At 69.5% G+C, this 21,681-nt stretch carries 23 protein-coding genes; 14 read left to right on the top strand and 9 right to left on the bottom strand.

Annotated elements, in window-relative coordinates:
• The first annotated feature begins 99 nt into the window (after nucleotides 1-99).
• The 7 genes from Q5H91_RS04515 to Q5H91_RS04485 are packed head-to-tail and all read left to right on the top strand — an operon-like array spanning nucleotide 100 to nucleotide 7,620.
• The gene (locus tag Q5H91_RS04515; RefSeq protein ID WP_305172024.1) at nucleotides 100-1,215 is read left to right on the top strand and encodes an NAD-dependent epimerase/dehydratase family protein; all 1,116 of its coding nucleotides are present in this window, start codon (nucleotides 100-102) and stop codon (nucleotides 1,213-1,215) included.
• Entirely contained in the window at nucleotides 1,212-2,276 is a 1,065-nt protein-coding gene (locus Q5H91_RS04510) for an SDR family NAD(P)-dependent oxidoreductase (protein WP_305172023.1), read from the top strand. Before Q5H91_RS04515 ends, Q5H91_RS04510 begins: the two co-directional genes overlap by 4 nt.
• Complete coding sequence (locus Q5H91_RS04505; RefSeq protein ID WP_305172022.1) at nucleotides 2,273-3,352, top strand: glycosyltransferase family 4 protein; 1,080 nt, start codon at nucleotides 2,273-2,275, stop codon at nucleotides 3,350-3,352. Before Q5H91_RS04510 ends, Q5H91_RS04505 begins: the two co-directional genes overlap by 4 nt.
• Nucleotides 3,349-4,449 (top strand): CgeB family protein, encoded by a 1,101-nt coding sequence (locus Q5H91_RS04500; protein WP_305172021.1) that lies wholly within the window; start codon nucleotides 3,349-3,351, stop codon nucleotides 4,447-4,449. The genes Q5H91_RS04505 and Q5H91_RS04500 overlap by 4 nt, the downstream gene beginning before the upstream one ends.
• On the top strand, nucleotides 4,446-5,534 hold the full coding sequence (locus Q5H91_RS04495) for a CgeB family protein (RefSeq protein WP_305172020.1): 1,089 nt from the start codon (nucleotides 4,446-4,448) through the stop codon (nucleotides 5,532-5,534). The genes Q5H91_RS04500 and Q5H91_RS04495 overlap by 4 nt, the downstream gene beginning before the upstream one ends.
• Nucleotides 5,531-6,607: a CgeB family protein gene (locus Q5H91_RS04490; protein WP_305172019.1), complete on the top strand. Its 1,077-nt coding sequence runs from the start codon at nucleotides 5,531-5,533 to the stop codon at nucleotides 6,605-6,607. Before Q5H91_RS04495 ends, Q5H91_RS04490 begins: the two co-directional genes overlap by 4 nt.
• Nucleotides 6,608-6,621: 14 nt before the next feature.
• On the top strand, nucleotides 6,622-7,620 hold the full coding sequence (locus Q5H91_RS04485) for a UDP-glucuronic acid decarboxylase family protein (RefSeq protein WP_305172018.1): 999 nt from the start codon (nucleotides 6,622-6,624) through the stop codon (nucleotides 7,618-7,620).
• Nucleotides 7,621-7,636: 16 nt separating this feature from the next.
• Here Q5H91_RS04485 and Q5H91_RS04480 read toward each other — a convergent pair whose 3' ends face one another.
• The 7 genes from Q5H91_RS04480 to Q5H91_RS04450 form a co-directional block, all read right to left on the bottom strand.
• The gene (locus tag Q5H91_RS04480) at nucleotides 7,637-7,870 is read right to left on the bottom strand and encodes a hypothetical protein (protein WP_305172017.1); all 234 of its coding nucleotides are present in this window, start codon (nucleotides 7,868-7,870) and stop codon (nucleotides 7,637-7,639) included.
• A gap of 65 nt (nucleotides 7,871-7,935) precedes the next feature.
• Entirely contained in the window at nucleotides 7,936-9,186 is a 1,251-nt protein-coding gene (locus Q5H91_RS04475) for an N-succinylarginine dihydrolase (RefSeq protein ID WP_305172016.1), read from the bottom strand.
• Nucleotides 9,186-10,199 carry an arginine N-succinyltransferase gene (locus tag Q5H91_RS04470; protein WP_305172015.1) on the bottom strand — a complete coding sequence of 338 codons (1,014 nt, stop codon included), beginning with the start codon at nucleotides 10,197-10,199 and terminating at the stop codon, nucleotides 9,186-9,188. The genes Q5H91_RS04475 and Q5H91_RS04470 overlap by 1 nt, the downstream gene beginning before the upstream one ends.
• Nucleotides 10,196-11,386 (bottom strand): hydrolase, encoded by a 1,191-nt coding sequence (locus tag Q5H91_RS04465; RefSeq protein ID WP_305172014.1) that lies wholly within the window; start codon nucleotides 11,384-11,386, stop codon nucleotides 10,196-10,198. Before Q5H91_RS04465 ends, Q5H91_RS04470 begins: the two co-directional genes overlap by 4 nt.
• Nucleotides 11,386-12,297: a DUF481 domain-containing protein gene (locus Q5H91_RS04460; protein WP_305172013.1), complete on the bottom strand. Its 912-nt coding sequence runs from the start codon at nucleotides 12,295-12,297 to the stop codon at nucleotides 11,386-11,388. Before Q5H91_RS04460 ends, Q5H91_RS04465 begins: the two co-directional genes overlap by 1 nt.
• A gap of 40 nt (nucleotides 12,298-12,337) precedes the next feature.
• Entirely contained in the window at nucleotides 12,338-12,826 is a 489-nt protein-coding gene (locus tag Q5H91_RS04455) for an RNA pyrophosphohydrolase (RefSeq protein WP_305172012.1), read from the bottom strand.
• The gene (locus Q5H91_RS04450) at nucleotides 12,823-13,797 is read right to left on the bottom strand and encodes an alpha/beta hydrolase (protein WP_305172011.1); all 975 of its coding nucleotides are present in this window, start codon (nucleotides 13,795-13,797) and stop codon (nucleotides 12,823-12,825) included. Before Q5H91_RS04450 ends, Q5H91_RS04455 begins: the two co-directional genes overlap by 4 nt.
• A gap of 47 nt (nucleotides 13,798-13,844) precedes the next feature.
• Between Q5H91_RS04450 and Q5H91_RS04445 the strand changes: the two genes are divergently transcribed.
• The 3 genes from Q5H91_RS04445 to Q5H91_RS04435 all read left to right on the top strand — a co-directional run bounded on the left by Q5H91_RS04445 (nucleotide 13,845) and on the right by Q5H91_RS04435 (nucleotide 17,629).
• Entirely contained in the window at nucleotides 13,845-14,771 is a 927-nt protein-coding gene (locus tag Q5H91_RS04445; RefSeq protein ID WP_305172010.1) for a histone deacetylase family protein, read from the top strand.
• 204 nt (nucleotides 14,772-14,975) lie between these two features.
• Nucleotides 14,976-16,337: a cryptochrome/photolyase family protein gene (locus tag Q5H91_RS04440; protein ID WP_305172009.1), complete on the top strand. Its 1,362-nt coding sequence runs from the start codon at nucleotides 14,976-14,978 to the stop codon at nucleotides 16,335-16,337.
• 74 nt (nucleotides 16,338-16,411) lie between these two features.
• The gene (locus tag Q5H91_RS04435; protein ID WP_305172008.1) at nucleotides 16,412-17,629 is read left to right on the top strand and encodes an SAM-dependent methyltransferase; all 1,218 of its coding nucleotides are present in this window, start codon (nucleotides 16,412-16,414) and stop codon (nucleotides 17,627-17,629) included.
• A gap of 114 nt (nucleotides 17,630-17,743) precedes the next feature.
• On the opposite strand, the gene Q5H91_RS04430 is transcribed toward Q5H91_RS04435, so the two are convergent.
• Complete coding sequence (locus Q5H91_RS04430; RefSeq protein ID WP_305172007.1) at nucleotides 17,744-18,454, bottom strand: SDR family NAD(P)-dependent oxidoreductase; 711 nt, start codon at nucleotides 18,452-18,454, stop codon at nucleotides 17,744-17,746.
• Nucleotides 18,455-18,486: 32 nt separating this feature from the next.
• Entirely contained in the window at nucleotides 18,487-19,944 is a 1,458-nt protein-coding gene (purF, locus tag Q5H91_RS04425; protein WP_305172006.1) for an amidophosphoribosyltransferase, read from the bottom strand.
• Between the two features lie 43 nt (nucleotides 19,945-19,987).
• Between purF and Q5H91_RS04420 the strand changes: the two genes are divergently transcribed.
• From Q5H91_RS04420 to Q5H91_RS04405, 4 genes are all read left to right on the top strand, one after another.
• Nucleotides 19,988-20,323 carry a DUF7218 family protein gene (locus tag Q5H91_RS04420; protein WP_370655214.1) on the top strand — a complete coding sequence of 112 codons (336 nt, stop codon included), beginning with the start codon at nucleotides 19,988-19,990 and terminating at the stop codon, nucleotides 20,321-20,323.
• 31 nt (nucleotides 20,324-20,354) lie between these two features.
• Nucleotides 20,355-20,714, top strand: coding sequence for a phosphoribosyl-AMP cyclohydrolase (gene hisI / locus Q5H91_RS04415; protein WP_305172005.1), 360 nt, complete (start codon nucleotides 20,355-20,357; stop codon nucleotides 20,712-20,714).
• A 62-nt stretch (nucleotides 20,715-20,776) separates the two neighbouring features.
• Nucleotides 20,777-21,211: a hypothetical protein gene (locus tag Q5H91_RS04410; RefSeq protein ID WP_305172004.1), complete on the top strand. Its 435-nt coding sequence runs from the start codon at nucleotides 20,777-20,779 to the stop codon at nucleotides 21,209-21,211.
• Between the two features lie 35 nt (nucleotides 21,212-21,246).
• Nucleotides 21,247-21,681 (top strand): MerR family transcriptional regulator, encoded by a 435-nt coding sequence (locus Q5H91_RS04405; RefSeq protein ID WP_305172003.1) that lies wholly within the window; start codon nucleotides 21,247-21,249, stop codon nucleotides 21,679-21,681.

Genomic DNA, 21,681 nt, shown 5'->3' with positions numbered 1-21,681 from the left:
GGCGGAGGCGCGGCCCTGCGGGCCGGGTCACCGAATGCAGCAGATCGACGGGAGCTTGTCATTGACGCAGATCAACTACCAGGCCGCGGGGGCGGCGCGTTGACCGAAACCGTGCTCATCACCGGCGGCGCCGGTTTCATCGGCCGCTTCGTCGGCGACGAACTGCTCCGCCGCGGCCACCGCGTCCGCGTACTCGACAGCCTGATCGAGCAGGTGCACGGCGACGTCGAACGCCCGCCGCTCCTCAATGCAGAGGCCGAGCTGATCCGTGGCGATGTCCGCAACGGCGACGTCGTCGCCCGCGCGCTCCAGGGCGTCGACAGCGTCATCCACCTCGCGGCAGAGGTCGGCGTGGGCCAGTCGATGTACGAGGTCGAGCGCTATACCTCGACTAACGACGTCGGCACCGCGGTGCTGTTCGAGAAGCTGATCGACCATCCCGTTCGCCGCGTCGTGACGGCCTCGTCCATGTCGATCTATGGCGAGGGGCTGTACCGCGATGCCGACGGTGCGCTGGTCGAGGATGCCGAGCGCCACGGGCTGAAGGACGGCCTGTCCAACTGGGAGCCGGTCGACGCGCAGGGCCGCCCGCTCGCCCCGGTCGCGACGCCCGAGTGGAAGCGACCGGCGCTGTCGTCGATCTACGCGCTCAACAAATATGTGCAGGAGCGCACCACCCACATCATGGCCGCGCCCTATGGCATGGAGGGGGTCTGCCTGCGCCTGTTCAACGTCTATGGCCCCGGCCAGGCGCTGTCGAACCCGTACACCGGCGTCCTCGCCATCTTCGCCTCGCGCCTGCTTAATGGCCAGCAGCCGATGATCTTCGAGGATGGCGAGCAGCGCCGTGACTTCGTCCATGTGTCGGACGTCGCCCGCGCCTTCGCCGACGCTTTGGTCCTGCCGCAGGCGACCGGCGGCACCTTCAACATCGGCTCGGGCCACGACCGCTCGGTGACCGAGGTCGCGACCGAACTCGCCCGTGCGATGGGCAAGAACGACATCGCGCCGGAGATCGTCGGCAAGGCGCGGATCGGCGACATCCGCCACTGTTTCTGCGACACCTCGCTCGCCGCCGAGAAGCTTGACTTCCGCGCCACGCAGGACTTCCAGCAGGGTCTCGCCGACCTCGCAGAGTGGGTCGCCGAGCAGACCGCGACCGACAATGTCGCCGCCGCGCGGGCGGAGCTGGAGAAGCGGGGACTGGTCGCGTGACCATCCTCGTCACCGGCGGGGCGGGCTTCATCGGCGCCAATCTGGCCGACCGGCTCGCCGGCGACGGCCACCGCGTCCGCGTCTACGACGCGCTCAGCCGCGCCGGGACGGAGCGCAACCTGGACTGGCTCCGCGACCGCCACGGTGATGCGATCGACTTCGTTCATGCCGACATCCGCGACGCCGACCGCCTGGCTCAGGCCGTGACGGATGCCGATGCGGTCTTCCACCTCGCCGCGCAGGTCGCGGTCACCACCTCGATGGTCGATCCTCGCGAGGATCACGAGATCAACATCGGCGGCACGTTCAACCTGCTCGAAGCCTTGCGGCAGCAGGGCAGGGCGGTCCCGCTGGTCTTCGCCTCGACCAACAAGGTGTATGGCGACCTCGCCGACCTCGATTTCCGGCTCGATGGCGACGCCTATGTCCCCGTCGACGCGCAGGTCCGCGCGCACGGCATCGGCGAGGATCGCCCGCTCGATTTCCACACGCCCTACGGCGTGTCGAAGGGGGCGGCTGACCAATACGTTCTCGATTACGCGCGCAGCTTCGGCTTGCCCGCCGCGGTGATCCGGATGAGCTGCATCTACGGACAGCGCCAGATGGGGACCGAGGATCAGGGCTGGGTCGCCCATTTCCTGATCCGCGCCCTGCAGGGCGAGCCGATCACCCTCTACGGCGACGGTCACCAGGTCCGCGACATTCTCGACGTGTCGAACGCGGTCGACGCCTATGTGCAGGCGTGGCGGCATATCGACGCGGTGAAGGGCCGCGCGTTCAACCTGGGCGGCGGCCCCGCCAACGCGATCAGCCTGCGCCAGCTGATCGCCCATATCGGCACGCTGATCGGCCGCGAGGTCGAGGTGAGCTATGCCGACTGGCGCGCCGGCGACCAGCGCTACTTCGTCGCCGACACCCGCGCCGCCGAGCAGGCGCTCGGCCTCGCTCCGAAGCGCGCCTGGCAGGACGGTGTCGCAACCCTCGCCCGCTGGCTGGCGGCCGAGCGGCGCCTGAACCTGCCGGTCGTGGAGGAAGCGCTGCTGCTCCGGGCCGCATCATGACGCGCCTGCTGATGGCCGCCGACGCGGTAGGGGGCGTATGGCAGTACGCCACCGAACTCGCCGTCGCGCTCGCCCCGTTCGGGATCGAGACGATCCTCGCCGTCGTCGGCCCGACCGACGCGCTGCCGGACAGCGACGACCAGCGCTTCCGCATCATCCGCACCGGCCTGCCGCTCGACTGGCTGGCCGAAGACGAGGAGGCGGTGATCGCCGCCGGCCACGCCGTCGCGAAACTGGCGCGGCAGGTCGGCGCCGACCTCGTCCACCTCAACTCCCCCGCGCTTGCCGCACAGGCGGAGTTCGACATGCCCGTCGCCGCCGTTGCGCACGGCTGCATCGGCACTTGGTGGCAGGCCGCGCGCGGCACCGCGCCCGACGCGGACTTCGCCTGGAGTGTCGCGCTCACCAGCGCCGGCCTCGCCGCCGCCGACGCGGTCGTCGCCCCCAGCGCCGCCTTTGCCGAGACGGTGGCCCGGGTCCACGCGCTGCCCGCCCTGCCGCTCGTCGTCCATAACGGCCGCACCCCGCTCGCCCTGCCGGACGCGGCACCGGCCGACACTGTCTTCACCGCCGGCCGGCTGTGGGACGAGGTGAAGAACATACCGCTGCTCGACCGCGTCGCCGCGCGCGTCCCGGTGCCGTTCCGCGCCGCCGGTCCGCTTGCCGGCCCGCACGGCGAGGGCATCGCGGTCCACCACCTCGACACCCCCGGACCGCTGAGCGAAGCCGAACTCGCCGCGATTCTCGCTACCCGCCCGATCTACGTCTCCGCCGCCCGATTTGAGCCGTTCGGCCTTTCGGTGCTGGAGGCCGCCGCTGCCGGCTGCCCGCTGGTCCTCTCCAACATCGACACCTTCCGCGAACTATGGACCGGCGCCGCGCTGCTCGTCCCCGTCGATGACGAAGTAGCCTATGTCGCCGCGATCGAGCGGACCCGTACCGACCCGACGCTCCGCGCCCATCTGGGCGAGGCCGCCCGGCTTCGCGCCGCCCGCTACACGCCCGAGGCGATGGCCGGCGCGATGGCCGCGATCTACGCCGGCCTGACCGCGACCGACCGGCGGGCGGCGGCATGAGAATCGTCTATTTCACCCACTCGCTCCGCTCCTGCTGGAACCACGGCAACGCCCATTTCCTGCGCGGCGTGCTGCGTGAGTTGCAGGCGCGGGGCCATCAGGTCGTGGCACTGGAGCCGGAGGGCAATTGGAGCCTGACCAATCTCCTCGCCGACGCCGGCGAGTCTGGGCTCGACGCCTTCCGTACGGCTTATCCCGACCTGTCGCCGGTCACCTACGCCGCCGGCACCGACCCGGCCGAGCTGGTCGACGGCGCCGACCTCGTCATCATGCACGAGTGGAACGACTCCGCCCTCGTCGCCGCGGTCGGTCACCTCCGCCGACAGGGCGCGCGCTTCCAGCTGCTGTTCCACGACACCCATCACCGTGCGGTCAGCGCGCCTGACGAGATGCGCGCCTTCGACCTCTCCGGCTATGACGGCGTGCTCGCGTTCGGCGAGACCCTGTCGGACGTCTATCGCGGCTGGGGCTGGGCAGGGCGCGTCTGGACCTGGCACGAGGCCGCCGACACCCGGCTCTTCCACCCGCCCGCCGTGGAGCAGCACCGCGAGGGGCTGGTCTGGATCGGCAACTGGGGCGACGGCGAACGAACCGCCGAGCTGGAGGCGTACCTCTTCGCCCCCGCGCGCGACGCCGGCCTGCCGCTCGACATCTACGGCGTCCGCTATCCCGATGACGCGAAGGCGACGCTCGCCCGCTACGGTATCCGCTATCACGGCTGGGCGCCCAACGCCCGCGCGCCGGAGATTTGCGCCCGCGCGCTCGCCACCGTCCACGTCCCGCGGCGCTACTATTCCACCATCCTGCCCGGCATCCCGACGATCCGGGTTTTCGAGGCGCTCGCCTGCGGCATCCCGCTCGTCTCGGCCCCGTGGCAGGATATCGAGGGCCTGTTCCGCGCACAGGACTATCTCCGCGTCGCCGACAGCACCGCGATGACCGCCGCGCTGCGCGATCTCGCCAGCGACGCGGACCTGCGCGCCTCGCTCGCCGCCGCGGGTTTGGAGACGATCCGCGCTCGCCACACCTGCGGCCACCGCGCCGACGAACTGCTGGCCATCGTCGCCGGCCTGACAGAACACAGGACCGCCGCATGAAGATCGCATTCTACGGCTCCAGCCTAGTGTCGTCCTACTGGAACGGCGCCGCGACCTATTATCGCGGCATCCTGTCCGCTCTCGCCGGGCACGGGCATGACATCACCTTCTACGAGCCCGACGCCTTCGACCGGCAGCAGCACCGCGACATCGATCCGCCCTCTTACGCCCGTTCTGTCGTCTACCCAGCCACGGCAGACGGCCTGCGCAGCGTGCTGGAGCGGGCAGGGGAGGCCGACATCGTCGTCAAGGCGTCGGGGGTCGGCGTCTTCGACGCGGAGCTGATAGACGGCATCGTCCGCCATGCCGCCCCGCACGCGTTGAAGCTGTTCTGGGACGTCGACGCCGCCGCGACGCTCGACGAGATGCGCGGCGACCCCGATCATCCGGTGCTGCGCGCGCTGCCCGACCTCGACATGGTCCTGACCTATGGCGGCGGCCCGCCGGTGGTCGACGCCTATCTCGGCTTCGGCGCGGCCGAGTGCGTGCCGGTCTACAACGCGCTGGACCCCGCCACCCATCACCCGGTGCCGGCGGACGATCGCTTCGCCTGTGACCTCGCCTTTCTCGGCAACCGCCTGCCCGACCGCGAAGCGCGCGTGGAGGAATTCTTCCTCCGCCCCGCTGCGGCGCTGCCCGACAGCCGCTTTCTGATCGGCGGCAACGGGTGGGAAACGAAGGCCATGCCCGCCAATGTTCGCCACCGCGGCCATGTCTATACGGCCGAGCATAACGCCTTCAACTGCACGCCCCGCGCCGTCCTGAACGTCGCCCGCGACTCGATGGCCTCGATCGGCTTCTCGCCCGCCACCCGCGTGTTCGAGGCCGCCGGCGCCGCCGCCTGCCTCATCACCGACGCGTGGGAGGGGATAGAGCAGTTCCTGGTCCCCGACCGAGAGGTGCTGGTCGCCCGCGACGGACAGGACGTCGCCGAGCACCTGTCCACCCTGACGGCGGAACGCGCCCGCGCGATCGGCGACGCCGCGCTCGCCCGCGTCCTCGCCGAGCACACCTATGCCCTGCGCGCCGTCCAGGTCGACGCGCTGCTGCGCGACCGCGTCGCCCGCGTGCGGGAAGCGGCATGAGGATCGTCGTCCTCGGCCTGTCGCTGTCCTCTTCCTGGGGCAATGGCCACGCGACTACGTATCGCGCGCTACTGCAGGCGTTCCACGCCCGCGGCCACGACGTGCTGTTCCTCGAACGCGACGTCCCCTGGTACGCGCCGCACCGCGACCTCGCCGATCCCGACTGGTGCCGGCTCGCCTTCTACCGCGATCTCGACGAGCTGTCGGGGTGGGACCAGGCGATCGCGCAGGCCGATGCGGTCATCGTCGGCTCCTACGTTCCCGATGGCGTCGCGGTCGGCCGCCACATCCAGCGCGTCGCGCGCGGCGTCACCGCCTTCTATGACATCGACACGCCCGTCACCCTCGCCAAGCTGGCGCGCGGCGACCATGAGTATCTGACGCCGGAGCTGATCCCCGGCTACGACCTCTATCTCTCCTTTACCGGCGGCCCGACGCTCGACCGGATCGAGCGCGACTATGGCTCCCCCGCCGCCCGCGCGCTCTACTGCTCGGTCGACGATGCCCGTTACCGTCCGACCGGCGCGGCCAAGCGCTGGGACCTGAGCTATCTCGGTACCTATAGCCCCGATCGCCAGCCGACGCTGGAACGGCTGCTGCTGGAGCCCGCCCGCCTGCGTTCCGACCTGCGCTTCGCGGTCGCTGGACCACAATATCCAACCGACATCGACTGGCCGGCGAACGTCGAGCGGATCGAGCACCTGCCCCCCGCCGATCACCCCGACTTCTATTCCACCTCGCGCTGGACGCTGAACGTGACGCGCGCCGACATGATCGCCGCCGGCTGGTCCCCCTCGGTCCGCCTGTTCGAGGCGGCGGCCTGCGCCACCCCGATCGTGTCCGACCGCTGGAACGGCCTCTCCGACCTGTTCGCGCCCGATCGCGAGATCGTTCTGGCCGATGACGGTGCCGCCGTTCTCTCTGCGCTCGACTGCGACGATGCCGCTGCGATCGGCCAGGCGGCACGGCGCGTCGTCCTCTCCGCACACACCGCGGCACACCGCGCCGAAGAACTCGAACGCCTGATCGACGACGCGGCCCAGACCCGCGCGGACCGCAAAGGCGCAGCATGATGGAGGATGCTAAGATGGCACGTTCAGATCCGGGAATGATCCTCGTCGCGGGCGGCGCCGGCTTCATCGGCTCGCACCTCGTCGCGCGGCTGCTCGACGAGGGGAACGAGGTGATCTGCCTCGACAACCTCCAGACCGCGCGCCCCTCGAACCTGAAGCTGCTGGAGGGGCGGCCCGGCTTCACCTTTGTCGAGGGCGATATCACCCTGCCGCTGCCCGACGCGGTGACGCGTCACGCCGACCGGATCACGCGGATCTACAACCTCGCCTGCGCTGCCTCGCCGCCACAGTATCAGGTCGATCCCGAGCATACGATGCTGACCAACGTCGTCGGCACCCACCATCTGCTCCGCCTCGCCGAGCGTGCCGGCGCCCGCTTCCTCCTGACCTCGACCAGCGAGGTCTATGGCGATCCGGAGGTGCACCCTCAGGTCGAGGGCTATCGCGGCTGGGTCAGCTGTACGGGTCCACGCGCCTGTTATGACGAGGGCAAGCGCGCCGCCGAGGCGCTGACCTTCGACTATGCCCGCGCCGGCCGCGCGCAGGTGCGCGTCGCGCGCATCTTCAACACCTACGGCCCGCACATGCATCCCGACGACGGCCGCGTCGTGTCGAACCTGATCTGCCAGGCGCTGTCGGGTCGCGATATCACCATCTATGGCGACGGCAGCCAGACCCGCAGCTTCTGCTACGTCAGCGACATGGTCGATGCGCTGATCCGCCTGATGGAGTGGCGCAGCGACGCGCTTGAGCCGGTCAACCTCGGCAATCCCAACGAGCTGACCGTCGGCGAACTGGCGGAGCAGGTGGTGGCGCTGTCCGGTGCCCGCACCCCGCTGGTCCACCGCCCCCTACCCCAGGACGACCCCCGCCGTCGCCGCCCCGACATCTCGCGCGCGCAGGCCGAACTCGGCTGGCGCCCGACCGTCGATCTGGCCGAGGGACTGGCGACCACCTATGCCTGGTTCGCGCAGGAACTGGCGGAGGAGCGGGTCCCTGCGGAGGCGGCGTAAGCCCCTCCGCTACCCTCTACCCCCAGACCGCCGCCCGCTCGCGGTCATGTTCCACCGCGTCGATGATCCGCCCCCCGGCCATGAACACCGCGATCGTGCAGCAGCCAAACAGCATCCACCCACCGACTCCCGGGTAAAGGTGCAGATACTCCGCCCCGCGATGCGTCGCGCCCACGGCCAGGCAATAGATGACGAGGAACGCCTCGAACTTTGACTTGATGACGAACAGGCGGCGAATGCGGATCCACATGCCGTAAAACTAGCAAGTCCCGGACCATTGGCGGAAAACCGCGCTTCCGGTCCAGTCCGCTATGGTTACCTGTCAATTAACTCGACAAGATCCAGCGCTGTCAGCAGCTTGGCCCGTGCCACCTCGACCCGTGCCACCAGCGCGGGGTCGCCGATCGCGCCCTGATCGATCGTCTCGGGCCACTCGGCCTCGATCACTGCTGCGATCACGTCCAGCCGCGCATCGTCGACGAGAAAGCGGGGATCGATCGTCGCCGGATCGGCCACCACCCGCAGCCTCAGGCACGCCGGACCGCCGCCATTCGCCATCGACTCGCGCACGTCGACCACCTCGACATGCCGGATCGGCCCGTTGCCGGCACGGTTCCGCTCCAGCCACCCCCACACCGCCGCATTCGCCCGCGCCTCGGATGGCACGATCAGCGTCGTTCCCTGGGGGGCCGACACCAGCTGCGCGTTGAACAGGTAGGAGGTGATGGCATCCGCCAAGGGCACCTCGGCCGCCGGCACCTCGACGATCTCGACCTCGGGCAGTAGCCGGCGCAGATCCGCGTAGAAGCCCACCTTGTCGGCGAACGCCAGCTCGTGCGCGAACAGCACCCGCTCATTGGCGACCGCGACCACGTCGTTGTGGAACGCACCGGCCGCGATCGCCGCGTCGGATTGCTGCACGAACAGCGTGCGTTCCGGATCGAGCCTGTGGCTGCGCGCGACCGCCGCACTCGCCTCGCGATGCTGACGAGCGGGGAAGGGGCCTCCGCCCACGCCGTAGACGAACACCTCGACGCCGGGCGTATCGTGCCTCGCGCACAGCCGCATGTGATTGGCCGCGCCCTCGTCGCCGAACGGCGCCGGCACCGGCACGCGTACCCGGAATGCGTCGTCGGCAAAGGCCAGCGTCAGCTGCGCATGGGTATGCCGCCACTCATGGCTGCGATGCGGCATCGTCACCAGATTGGCGACGGTCAGGTGGCAGCGCCCGTCCGCCGTGTCCGGTGCCGGCGACACGGTTGCCGCGTTCGCCGCCCACATCGACGACGCCGACATCGCCTGCGCCTGCAGATGCGCCGCAGCCTCTCCGTAGGTCGTCGCCAGCCGCGCTAGCCATTCATGATCCGGCCGCGGCTGGGGCAGCAGCACGCCCTGCCGCAGCCTCAGGGCGAGATTGGCGCGCATCTTGGCGATGCCCTGCAACGCCGCCGCGCGCGGATGCGAAACGGCCCCGGCGTTACGCGTCGCCGCGATATTGCCGGGACTCAGCCCAGCATAATTATGGCTGGGCCCGATGATCCCGTCGAAATTGATCTCGACCAGCATCAGAACCGCCCGATCAGCGCGACGGTGTCGCCGACTGCGACACCCAGATTGCGCGCGGTGTCGGCGGACAAGGTTACGCCCTCTGCCCCAACCCGCGCCTGCCCGAACACGCAGCGAAACGCCGCCAGCTCACCCGCCGCGACCAGCACGTCGTCACCCCCGTCGCCCAGTGCCGCCACGAGCGCCACCACCGCGTCGCGGACCGAGCGGACCTGGTCGGTCGGCGCGGTCATCGTCGGCCCGCCGTCGAAGATGTCGCAGTACTGCTCGTACCGGAATCCCTCATGCTCCAGCATCCGCATCGCCGCGCGGCCCGACGGATGGGGCAGGCCAATCGCGGCGCGCGCCGTCTCGGTCAGCATCGCGGTGTAGATCGGGTGCTTGGGCATCAGGTCGGCGATAAACTGGTGCCCGTTGATCGCGTTGAACTCGTCCGCCGCCTGAAAAGTCAGCCCAAAGAATCGGCCCGCCAGCCCGTCCCAGAAGGGCGATCCGCCCGCCTCGTCGATGATTCCGCGCAGCTCCGCCAGTACCCGGTCGGCAAAGCGGGCGCGGTGTAGCCGGATGAAAAGGTAGCGTGACCGCGCCAGCAGCAGCCCAAGCCCGCCCGCGCGCTCGCCCGGATGCAGGAACAGCCCGCCGACCTCGCTGGACCCTTCCAGATCGGTGGTCAGCGTCAGCATCTCCGCGCGGAACGTCCGCTCCAGCTCGCGGCTGTGCTGGGTCAGCGTGCCGCGGCGATAGCTGTAGAAGGGGTGGCGCTGCCCCACCTGCGTGAACAGCTGGCACGTCCCGCGCACCTCGCCGGTGGCGATATTCTCCAGCACCAGCACGAACAGCTCGTCCTCGATCGCGTCGCCGGTGCGGGCAAGGGCGGCGTGGCTGCGGTCCAGCTTGGCGCGCAGGGCAGGGCGGTCGGGCGGCAGATTGGTGAAGCCGCCCCCGGTCAGCTTCGCCATCTCGTACAGTGGCTTCAGGTCGTCGTCGGTCGCGGCGCGGATGCGGAACGTCATGGCATTCGCCCCTCGGCCAGTTTCAGGATCGCGGTCGCCGACAACGCCGCCCGCTCGACGAGACTGTCGACCAGCAGATATTCCTGCGGAGAGTGGATCGCCCCGCCGCGCACACCCATCGTGTCGACCACCGGCACGCCGAGCGCCGCGACATTGTTGCCGTCGCACACCCCGCCGGTGTCGCGATGCGCGACGCTCAGGCCCAGCTCGCGCCCCGCCTCCGCCACCAGCGCGAACAGCCGCGCGGCCCGTGCGTCGATCGGCTTGGGCGGGCGGTTGAACTGGCCGTGCAGGTCGATCCGCACGTCGTGCCGGTCGAGCACGCTTGCGACCGTGGCGTCGATCAGCCGCGAGGCGGCATCGATCGCCGCCGGGTTCCTGGGGCGAAAGTTCACGCGCAGCACCGCCAGGTCGGGGACGACATTGTTCGGACTGCCGCCATCGATCCGCGCCGGATTGACCGGACATTCGGCGACCGCGTCGCGCGCCAGGCTGACCGCGAAGTCGGCTGCGGCGACCAGCGCGTTGCGACCTTCCTCGGGATTGCGCCCGGCATGGGCGCTGCGGCCATGCACCGCGACCGAGAAATTGCCCGTGCCGCCCCGCGCGCCTGCCAGCGTTCCGTCGGGCAGCGCCGGCTCGTACCCGAACGCCGCCGTCTTGCCCGCCGCCAGCTCGACGATCAGCGCGGCGGACGACAGCGACCCCGTCTCCTCGTCCGAGTTGACGAGTACGTCATAGCCGATGCCGTCCAGCGCCCGCTCCGACTCCAACGCGCCGAGCGCGGCCAGCATCACCGCCAGCCCGCCCTTCATGTCGGTCACGCCCGGTCCCACCAGCGTCCTCTCGTCCGCCCAGGTCAGCGCCTGGAACGGGTGATCGACCGGGTAGACCGTGTCCATGTGCCCGAACAACAGCAGCCGCGTCGTCGCCTCGGGCCGCACCGACACGACCAGGTGGCGGCCATGCTCCACCGCCGTCACCCGTCCGTCCGCGCCCATCCGTTCGACCGGCGCCGGCTCGACCAGTCGCACCGTCCCCGGCAGGATCGCAAAGGCGTCCACCAGTTCGGCAGCCATCGCCGCCAATCCGGCCATGTTGCCCGTGCCGCTGTTGATCGCGGCCCACTGCTCGACCTGCGCCAGCATCGCCGCGCCGTCGATCCGTTCTAGCACCCGCGCCGCCATCAGAAGGTATATACCACGGAGGCGCGGCTGACCGTGTCGATCGTCTGGCGCCCGTTCGGCGGCATGCTTTCATACTGGACATTGTACGACAGCGCCGCCGACAATGGTCCCAGCAGCTTCGCGTTCAGTGCCGTCGTGCTCGTCACCGTCGAGTTGAACCGCTCGACATACGCCGAAGCCGTTTGCCGCAGCGACAGCCCGGCGACCAGCTGCCAGCGGAAGTCGATCGACCCGCGCGCGGCCAAACTCGATTCGTGGCGATCGTCGGTAAACGAGGTCAGTCGGAAACCCGGCCCCAGTTCCACGTCCAGCTGCGTCGCCCGCGCCTTGACCGCGGTATAGCCGAAGCCGCTGGAGACACTGACGCGGTCGCTATAGCCGAAGAACCGGTCGCTCTCATACTGTGCCGCGCCATAGACATAGGCGCGGTCGTCGAACTTGTAGTTCGGCTCATAGGCGACCAGATAATGCTCGCGCGTCGTGACGTTCAGGCTCTCCTGATAATCGGCGCGGGCGCGGAACTTGTGGCGCCATTGCAGTCCCTCGCGCTCGGCGTCCAGCGCTACGCTGCCGCCGGCCGTGTCGGAATTGCCGGTGGTAATGAAGCCGCCGACCTCGACCCGACCCTTCCACAGGTTCAGGAAGCTCGCCTGCCGGATCACCTGCTCGCGCGCGGCGGCGCGGTCGTCGCGCCATTTCTGCGCGATCGCCAGCACCGCGTCGCCGCTGACCGGATCGGCGGCGCGGGCATATTTGACGATGGTCGACACCTCGCCGTCATTCCCCGCCTCGAGCGCCGCATCGAGCATCGCGCGGATCGATTCGGGAATCATCGCCGCGGCATCGCTCGGCTGCGCCGGGGGCGGCGCGTCGGCCTGAACGGCGGCGGCGAGGATCAACAGGGACAGCACCGTTTCCTGCTACCGCTGACCGCCACTGCCCCGCAACCCGTCAGTCGCGCGACGTGGGCGTCAGGTGCGGGCGAAATGCCGCCAGCACATCCTCGTACAGCGCCCGCTTGAACGGCACGATCAGCCGCGGCAGGTCCTCCGGATCGATCCAGCGCCACGCGCGGAACTCGGGATGGGCGGTGCGGATGTCGATATCGCCGTCCGCGCCAGTGAAGCGAAACAGGAACCAACGCTGTTCCTGCCCTCGCCAGCGCCCCTTCCAGACCTTGCCCACCAGCTCGTCCGGCAGGTCGTAGGTGAAGGTGCCCGGCGCCTCTGCGACCAGCTCGGCGTGATCGGCGACCACGCCCGTTTCCTCGCGCAGCTCGCGCACCGCTGCCGCCAGCGCGTCCTCGCCGGGGTCGATCCCGCCCTGCGGCATCTGCCACGCCTCCAGCGTCGAATCGAGCCGCTGGCCGACGAACACCTGACCTTCGCGATTGACCAGCATCACCCCCGCACAGGGCCGATAGGGAAGGGGTGCGCTCATCCCGCCGCCTGCTGCTGCACGCGCGCCGCCTCCGTTTCGCTGATCACCGCGCGCAGCGCGACGAGGAATCCGGCCACGTCTCCCACCGCGGACGGCACCGCCCTGCGCAGCGTCGCGAAGCCGTGGATCGTCCCCACTGCCTCCCGGTACGTCACCTGCACCCCTGCCTCGATCAGCCGTGCCGCATAGGCCCGTCCCTGGTCGCGCAGGGGATCGAGGCTCGCGACGACGATCACCGCCGCCGGCATTCCGGTCAGGTCGGCGCGCATCGGCGACCCGCGCATATGCTCGATATCGGCCGCGTACGCGTCGCCGAACCACAGCATCGACGCCTTGGTCAGCAGATAGCCGTCCGCAAACTCCTCGAACGAGGGATAGCGTCCCGCCGGGTCGGTGACCGGATAGATCGGTGCCTGCACCAGTACCGGCACCGCAGCGGGCTGGTCCCGCAGCGCCATTGCGGTGTTGATGACCAGCATCCCGCCCGCGCTGTCGCCCGCCAGCACCAGTCCGGTCGCGGTCACGCCCAGCTCGGCCGGATTGCCGGCCACCCAGCGCACCGCCGCTTCCGCATCGTCGGGCGCGGCGGGCCAGCGATGCTCGGGCGCCAGCCGATACTCGACCGACAGCACCGGCAGGTTCAGCACGCGCGACATCTCGGCGCACAGGCTGGCATGGGTGTCCACGGTTCCGATCACGAAGCCGCCGCCGTGATAGAAGACCAGCACCGGCCCCGGCACCCGCGTCTCCACGCAGTCGAACAGCCGCGCCGGGATCGGTCCGGCGGGGGAGGGGATCGACACCTCTCGCATCACCGACAGCGCGCCGACCGGCGGCTCGACCAGGTCCTTGCTCGCCGCGAACACCTGCCGCGCGTCGGCCGGCGTCATCTGGTGCGTGCGCGGTCCCGGCAGGGCGTTGATATAGTCGAGGAACTGCCGGACGTCCGGCCGCACATAATGTTCTGTCATCCATCGCTCCGATTGGCGGGGACCGCTACGCGTCCTACCTTAGCGGCGTGATCCACGTCGTCCATCACTCCGCTTACGTCACCGAGGCGCCTGCCCGCTCCACCTATCGCTGGGGCAAGAACGGCGCGATCCGTGACCTGCTCCGCGCCGAGGGCAATCGCGTCTCCTGGCATGCGCCAGAGCCGATGCCCCGCCACTGGCTCGAGGCGACCCACGACCCCGACTATGTGTCAGAGGTGCTGGAGGCGCGCGTGCCGCCCGCCAAGACCCGGCGCATCGGCTTCCCCGTCACCCCGCTGGTGGCGGAGCGCGCAGCGGCGGTCCCCGGCGGCACCTATCTGGCGGCACTGCTCGCGCTCGAACACGGCTTCGCCGCCAACACCGCCGGCGGCAGCCACCACGCGCTGCACGACACCGGCGCGGGCTACTGCGTCTTCAACGACCTGGCGGTCGCCGCCGTCCGGCTGGTCGAGGAGGGGCGCGTGCAGCGCATCTTGATCGTCGACGTCGACGTCCATCAGGGGGACGGCACCGCAGCCCTCACCGCAGGGCGGCCGGAGATCGCCACCTACTCGATCCATGCCGAGCGCAACTTCCCCGCGCGCAAGGCCCGGTCGACCCTCGACGTCGCGCTCCCCGACGGAGTGGAGGACGCCGAGTATCTGGACACCCTCGAACGCACCCTGACACCGCTGATCGCGGATACGCGCCCGCGACTGATCCTCTACCAGGCCGGTGTCGACCCGCTTGCCGCCGATTGCCTCGGTCGCCTCGGCCTGACCGCCGCGGGTCTGGTCCAGAGAGAACGCCTGATCGCCCGCCTCGCACAGGGCACCCCCCTGGCGAGTACGGTAGGCGGCGGTTACGGCGACGACGTGCTGGCGATCGCAAGGCTCCACGTCGATGCGATCCTGACCCTCGGCGACGCGATTCCCGCAACGACCACCGTCATCCCCGCGCAGGCGGGGACGTAAGCCAACTCATCCCCAGTCGTCATGCCGGGCTCGTCCCGGCATCCACCCCGCCGCGAACGCACCGGCCTTTGCTCCTGCGGACCAGTGGATGCCGGGACGAGCCCGGCATGACGAAGACCTTTGGCGGCAGCCGCCTCCGCGGGAATGACGGGAAGGGGGCAACGCAGCTCCGGACCCACCCCACCGCCCGCGCGTTCACCGCCGATGCCCCACCCTGTGATCCTCTGGTTCCGTCAGGACCTCCGCCTTGCCGACCAGCCTGCCCTGATCGCAGCCGCAGCTGAAGGCCCGGTCATTCCCGTCTACGTCCTCGACGACGATGCGCCGGGCGCCTGGCGCATCGGCGGCGCACAGCGCTGGTGGCTGCATCACAGCCTCGCTGCGCTCGACAAGTCGCTCCAAGCGCTCGGCAGCCGCCTGACCCTCCGCCGCGGCAAGGCCGCCGCAGTGCTTGCGCAGCTCGCCGAGGAAACCGGCACCGCGCGCATCCACGCCATCCGCCACTACGAACCTTGGTGGCGCAGGATCGAAGCGGAACTCGGCGACCGCCTCTGCCTTCACGACGGCAACCAGCTGACCGACCTCGAACACGTGAAGACTGGCGCGGGGCAGCCCTTTCGCATCTATTCGTCCTTCTGGAAGGCGTTGCAGGACCATCTGCCGCCCGCCCATCCCGAGCCCGCTCCCGATCGCCTCGACGCGCCGAAGCACTGGCCGAAGACCGAGAAGCTCGTCGACTGGCACCTGCTACCGACCAGGCCCGACTGGTCGACCGGCTTCGACGCCGACTGGACTCCCGGAGAGGCGGGCGCGCAGGCGCGTCTCACCGATCTTGCCGACCTCGTCACCGCCTATGAGGAAGCCCGCAACCTTCCCGGCGAAGAGGGAACCAGCCGCCTGTCTCCACACCTCCACCACGGCGAGGTTTCTGCCCGCGCCGTCTGGCATGCCGCCGCGAAGGGCGACGATGCCTGGAAGTTCCACAAGGAGCTGGCCTGGCGCGACTTCACCCGCGGTGTCGTCATGGCGCTCCCCAACTATGCCGACGTCAATGGCCGCGCCCGCTATGACCGGCTCCACTGGCGCACCGGCGCCGCGGCGAAGCGCGACCTGAAGGCATGGCAGCAGGGCCGCACCGGCTACCCCATCGTCGACGCCGGCATGCGCCAGCTCTGGCAGACCGGCTGGATGCACAACCGCGTCCGCATGATCGCCGCCAGCTTCGTCGTGAAGCACCTGCTGATCGACTGGCGTGAGGGCGAGCGCTGGTATTGGGACTGCCTGGTCGACGCCGATTACGGCAACAACGCCGTCAACTGGCAGTGGATCGCCGGCACCGGCGTTGACGCCAATATGTTCGGCCGTATCATGGCGCCGCTCAGCCAGTCCGAGAAGTTCGATGCCGGCGCCTATATCCGCCGCTGGGTTCCCGAGCTGAAGGACGTTCCCGACCCCGCCATCCACGATCCTGAGGAATCGGGCTGCCTTCCCGAAGCATATCCGCCCAAGATCATCGGCCATCGCGAAGCCCGCGAACGCGCCCTGGCCGCAAGCCGGATGATCTGACTCCACCTCCCGCCATGATGGCCGGTCCGATACCCCCCTAGCATCCGTCCGCCCGCCGGTGCATGGGGCCGCGGATGACGCCAGGGGGTATCGAACGGGGCAGGGGCACAGCCGTCGCGCGGATCGTCGCGCGACCGTTCCACCGGCTGCTCGACCGCATCGACCGGGGGCTGGTCGCCGGTGCGATCGAGGCGACGCTGCCCGACGGCACCGCGCGCCTGCTCGGCGGGCGGCGCGACGGGCCGGTGGCCGTGGTGATGGTCCGCCGCTGGCGCGCGCTGTGGCGGCTGGCGACGGGCGGCTCGGTCGGCTGGTTCGAGGCGTGGGAGGCGGGGGACTGGGCCAGCCCCGATCCGGTGCCGCTGTTCGACTTGTTCATGCGCAACCGCGTGCCGCTCGGCAACGCCGCCCGCCCCGGCGGAACGGCGAAACTCGCCATGCGCGCCTGGCACCGGCTGCGCCGCAATCACCGCGCCGGGGCGCGCCGCAACATCGCCGCGCATTACGACCTGGGCAATGACTTCTACCGCGAATGGCTCGACGACAGCCTGACCTATTCCAGCGCGATCTTCACCGCCGACGACCGCGACTTGGCGAGTGGCCAGCAGCGCAAGCTACAGGCGATGCTCGACCGCACCGGCACTACGCCGGGTGACAGCATATTGGAGATCGGATGCGGCTGGGGCTCCTTCGCCGCGCTCGCCTCCGCCGGGGGACGGCGGGTCGAGGCGCTGACCCTTTCCGCCGAGCAGAAGGCGCTGGTCGACGCGCGCACGCTCCCCGGCGTCACCGTCTCGCTGACCGACTACCGCGATGTCGCCGGCCGCTTCGACGCGGTTGCCAGCATCGAGATGGTCGAGGCGGTCGGCCAGGAATATTGGGGCACCTATCTCGATGCGATCGCCCGCGCGCTGAAACCCGGCGGTCGCGCCGCGATCCAGTACATCTCAATCGCGGACGACGTGTTTCCTGCCTATGCGCAAGGGGTCGACTTCATCCAGCGCTACGTCTTCCCTGGTGGCATGCTGCTGTCCGAAGCACGGTTCTGCGCTTTGGCGGAGGCGCGTGGTCTGTCCTGGCAGGATCGCACCGGCTTCGGCGCCGACTATGCCGAGACCTGCCGCCAGTGGCGCCGCCGCTTCGACGCCGCCGAGCGCGAAGACCGGCTGCCGTCCCGCCTCGACCAGCGCTTCCGCCGTCTGTGGCGCTACTATCTGATGTACTGCGAGGGCGGCTTTCGCGGCGGCGGCATCGACGTCGCGCAGGTCACGCTGGTGAAGGGAATGAAATAAAAAGCCCGTCCCCTTCAGGGGAGGGGTTGGGGTGGGGCCTCTCCCCCAACGCCGCGCCTGCCGAAAAGCCCCTCCCCTGAAGGGAAAGGGAGAGTCAGCGGGCCCGAACCCGTTTCAGTCGACCCGCTCGCGGTGCGCCACCCCGAACCCTTCGACTGCCAGCCGCACGATGCGCGCCGCCACCGCCTCCGGCTCCTTCACCGATGCCGGGTCTTCCCCCGGATAGGCCCGGGCCCGCATCGCCGTCCGCGTGGCGCCCGGATCGACGATCGCGACCCGCACCTTGCCCAGCGCCTCGACCTCGTCGCCATACGCGCCCAACAGTGTCTCGAACGCCGCTTTCGACGCGCCATAGGCACCCCAGTAGGCCCGCGGCTTCTGCGCCACGCTCGACGTCAGCCCGATTACCTTGCCCGCCTCGGCCCGGCGCAGCATCGGGTCGAACGCCGCCAGCAATGCCCCTTGCGCGCTGACGTTCAGCGTCAGCACCCGGGCGAACTCCTTGGCGTCGATCGACGGCACCGCCGACAGGCTGCCCAGCGTCGCTGCGTTCAGGACCATCACGTCCAGCGCCTTCCACCGCTCGCCGACCGCGGTCGCCAGCCGGGCGATCGCATCGGTCTCGGTCAGGTCGAGCGGCGCGATCGTCGCCGAACCGCCCGCGTCGAAGATCGCCTGCTCGACCGTCTCGAGGTCCTTGGGCGTGCGGGCGGTGATGACGACATGGGCGCCCTGGGCGGCCAGTGCACGGGCGGTAGCGGCGCCGATCCCGCGGCTGGCACCGGTGACCAGCGCGAGCCGGCCGGAAAGAGGCTGTTCGGACATGAAGGGATCAGATTTCCTAAAACGGTCGTCGTTCAGTTGACGCGCTCGGCGAGCAGCGCGAACTGGTCCACCTCGACGCTGTCGTCCTGATCGGTCAGCGTGGTGGGATAGTCGCCGGTGAAGCAGGCATCGCAGTAATTGGGCCGGACATCCGCCCGCTTCGCCTCGCCCAGCGCCTTGTACAGCCCGTCGATCGACACGAACGCCAGGCTGTCGGCATGGATGAAGTCGGTCATCCCGCCCAGGTCGAGCTTCGCTGCCAGCAACTTGGCGCGCTCCGGCGTGTCGACGCCGTAGAAGCAGCTGTGCCGCGTCGGCGGCGATGCGATCCGCATGTGGATCTCCGCTGCGCCGGCATCGCGCATCATCTGCACGATCTTCAGCGACGTCGTACCGCGCACGATCGAATCGTCGATCAGCACGATCCGCTTGCCCTCGATCAGCGCGCGGTTGGCATTGTGCTTCAGCTTGACGCCCAGATGCCGCACCTTGTCGCCGGGCTGGATGAACGTCCGCCCGACATAGTGCGACCGGATGATCCCCAGTTCGAACGGAATGCCGGAGGCTTGCGCGTAGCCGATCGCCGCCGGCACACCCGAGTCGGGCACCGGAATGACCAGGTCGGCCTCGACCGGCGCCTCGGCAGCCAGTTGCGCCCCGATCTCCTTGCGCACCGAATAGACCGAGTGATCGTCCACGATCGAATCAGGGCGCGAGAAATAGACCCATTCGAAGATACAGGGACGGGCATGAACCTGCTGGAACGGCTTGATCGACCGGATCTCGCTGCCCTGCACGATCACCAGCTCGCCCGGTTCCACCGCGCGTTCGAAGGTAGCGCCGCAGACGTCGAGCGCGACCGTCTCCGACGCGAAGATGACGGCGTCGTCCAGCCGCCCCATGACCAACGGCCGGATGCCGAGCGGATCGCGGCAGGCGATCATCCCCTCGGGCGTCATCACGACCAGCGAATAGGCGCCTTCGATCTGCTTCAGCGCGTCGATGAACCGGTCGAGCAGGGTCCGGTAATTACTCGTCGCGACCAGATGGATGATCGTCTCGGTGTCGGAGGTCGACTGAAAAATCGAGCCCCGCCGCACCAGCTCGCGGCGCAGCTTCATCGCATTGGAGATATTGCCGTTATGGGCAATCGCGAAGCCGCCCGTCGCCAGCTCGGCATAGAGCGGCTGGACGTTGCGCAGCGCCGTCTCGCCCGTCGTCGAGTAGCGGACATGGCCGGCTGCGACCGTGCCGGGCAGGGCGCGGATCACGTCGTCGCGATCGAAATTGCCCGCGACATGCCCCATCGCCCGGTGCGTGTGGAACTGGGCGCCGTCGAACGAGGTGATCCCCGCCGCCTCCTGCCCGCGATGCTGGAGGGCGTGGAGGCCGAGCGCCACCAGCGCCGCTGCGCTGGGGCTGTTCGACACACCGAATACGCCGCACTCCTCGCGCAGCTTGTCGTCTTCGAAGGGATTGGTCGTCAGCATGGGAGGCGCAGGCTCGCTTGGTGGCGGGGCGCATATAGGGGTGATGACCGGGCTTGTCGCCTGTTTGTCACGTTTCGATGGAGCGATCCGCCGCATCGCCGGTTGCGACGCTGCAAGGAGAGCAGCGATGGCACGCGATCATGGACCCCAGATCAAGGATGATGCGCTCTACGAAGAATTGAAGAAGCAGGGAAATTCGTCGGAGAAGGCCGCGCGGATCGCCAATGCGAAAGCGGCTGGCACCCTGCACCACGACAGCGTCCATCTTGAAGACCGCACCAAGGCCGACCTGATGAAGGAAGCCGCGAAGATCGGCATTGAGGGCCGCTCGCGGATGAACAAGGCCGGTCTGGTCCGGGCCATCCGCGACCACGGGTGACGGCGCAGTGCCGTCGCGGTACAGGCCGCCTATGTCCGAATCCCGCGACCGCACCCTCTCGCTCGACCCCGCCTACGATGGCGCGGGGCTGGTCACCGCGGTTGTCAGCGACCGCGCCGGCGCCCTGCTGATGGTCGCGCACATGAACGCCGACGCGCTCGCCGCGACGCAGGTGAGTGGCGAGGCGGTCTTCTGGTCGCGCAGCCGCCAGCGGTTGTGGAAGAAGGGCGAGACCTCCGGCAACGTGCTCCGCGTCGTCGAGATCCGGATCGACTGCGATCAGGATGCCCTGTGGCTGATCGTCGATCCCGCCGGCCCCGCCTGTCATACTGGAGCGACCAGCTGCTTCTATCGCCGGATCGAGGACGGCGCGCTGGTGCCCGTCGATTGAGGGCGCCGGTCGGCCTCGCGCTCCTTTTGCTCGCCGCCTGCAGGGGCGATGAGGGCAACCAGATGGCGGCCGAGGAGCCCAGCGCCGGCGCCCGGCTCGAAGCTGCGGCGATCGCGCAGGGGCTGGTCCACGACCCGGCCGCCGCGACCCTGGTCGGCGCCTGGGCGCGCGACACTGACCGTGCCTGCGTGGTCGAGGGAGTGGGCGGGGTGCAGCGGATCGGCATCGTCAGCGACTATGGCGACGGGCAGGATTGCAGCGCCACGGGTATCGTCGAGCGCAAGGGCGAGCGGCTGCGCGTCACGCTCGGCGAATGCCGCATCGATGCCACCTTCGATGGCGAGCGGATCGTCTTCCCGGGCGAGGTGCCCCCGGCCTGCACCTCGCTGTGCCGCGGTCGTGCCTCGCTGGCCGCGTTCGCAGTCGAGCGGCAGAGCGAATCCGCATCGGAAGCCGCGACCCTACGCGGAAGGGGTGGTCGGCGGCTCTGTGAGTAGTTGACGTTTACGTAAGGGTGACGTAGCGAACCGTCATGGCCGAGCTTGCGTCCTACGCCCCGATCACCCCTCGCGAGGATCGCGAGAGCTATGCGATCTCCGATCTGTGCGACGAGTTCGGCGTCACCGCCCGCGCGCTGCGCTTCTACGAGGACGAGGGGCTGATCGCCCCGGAGCGACGCGGCACTGCCCGCATCTACTCGCATCGCGATCGTGCCCGGCTGGCGTGGATCCTGCGCGGCAAGCGGGTCGGATTCTCGCTGGGTGAGATCCGCGAGATGATCGACCTCTACGATCTGGGCGATGGTCGCCGTGTCCAGCGTCAGGTGACGATCGAGCGCTGCCGCGCCCGCGTCACGGCGCTCGAGGCGCAGCGCCGCGACATCGACGCCGCCATCACCGAACTCACCGACTTCATCGCCGCCGTCCAACCGGTAAGCGACAACGACACCAAAGATCATAAGGATTAA

The organism is Sphingomonas aurea, from assembly GCF_030678875.1.
In the GTDB taxonomy this organism is placed as follows: Bacteria; Pseudomonadota; Alphaproteobacteria; order Sphingomonadales; family Sphingomonadaceae; genus Sphingomonas; species Sphingomonas aurea.
Note: the sequence above shows the minus strand (reverse complement) of the source record. Positions and strands in the feature narration are given on the sequence as shown.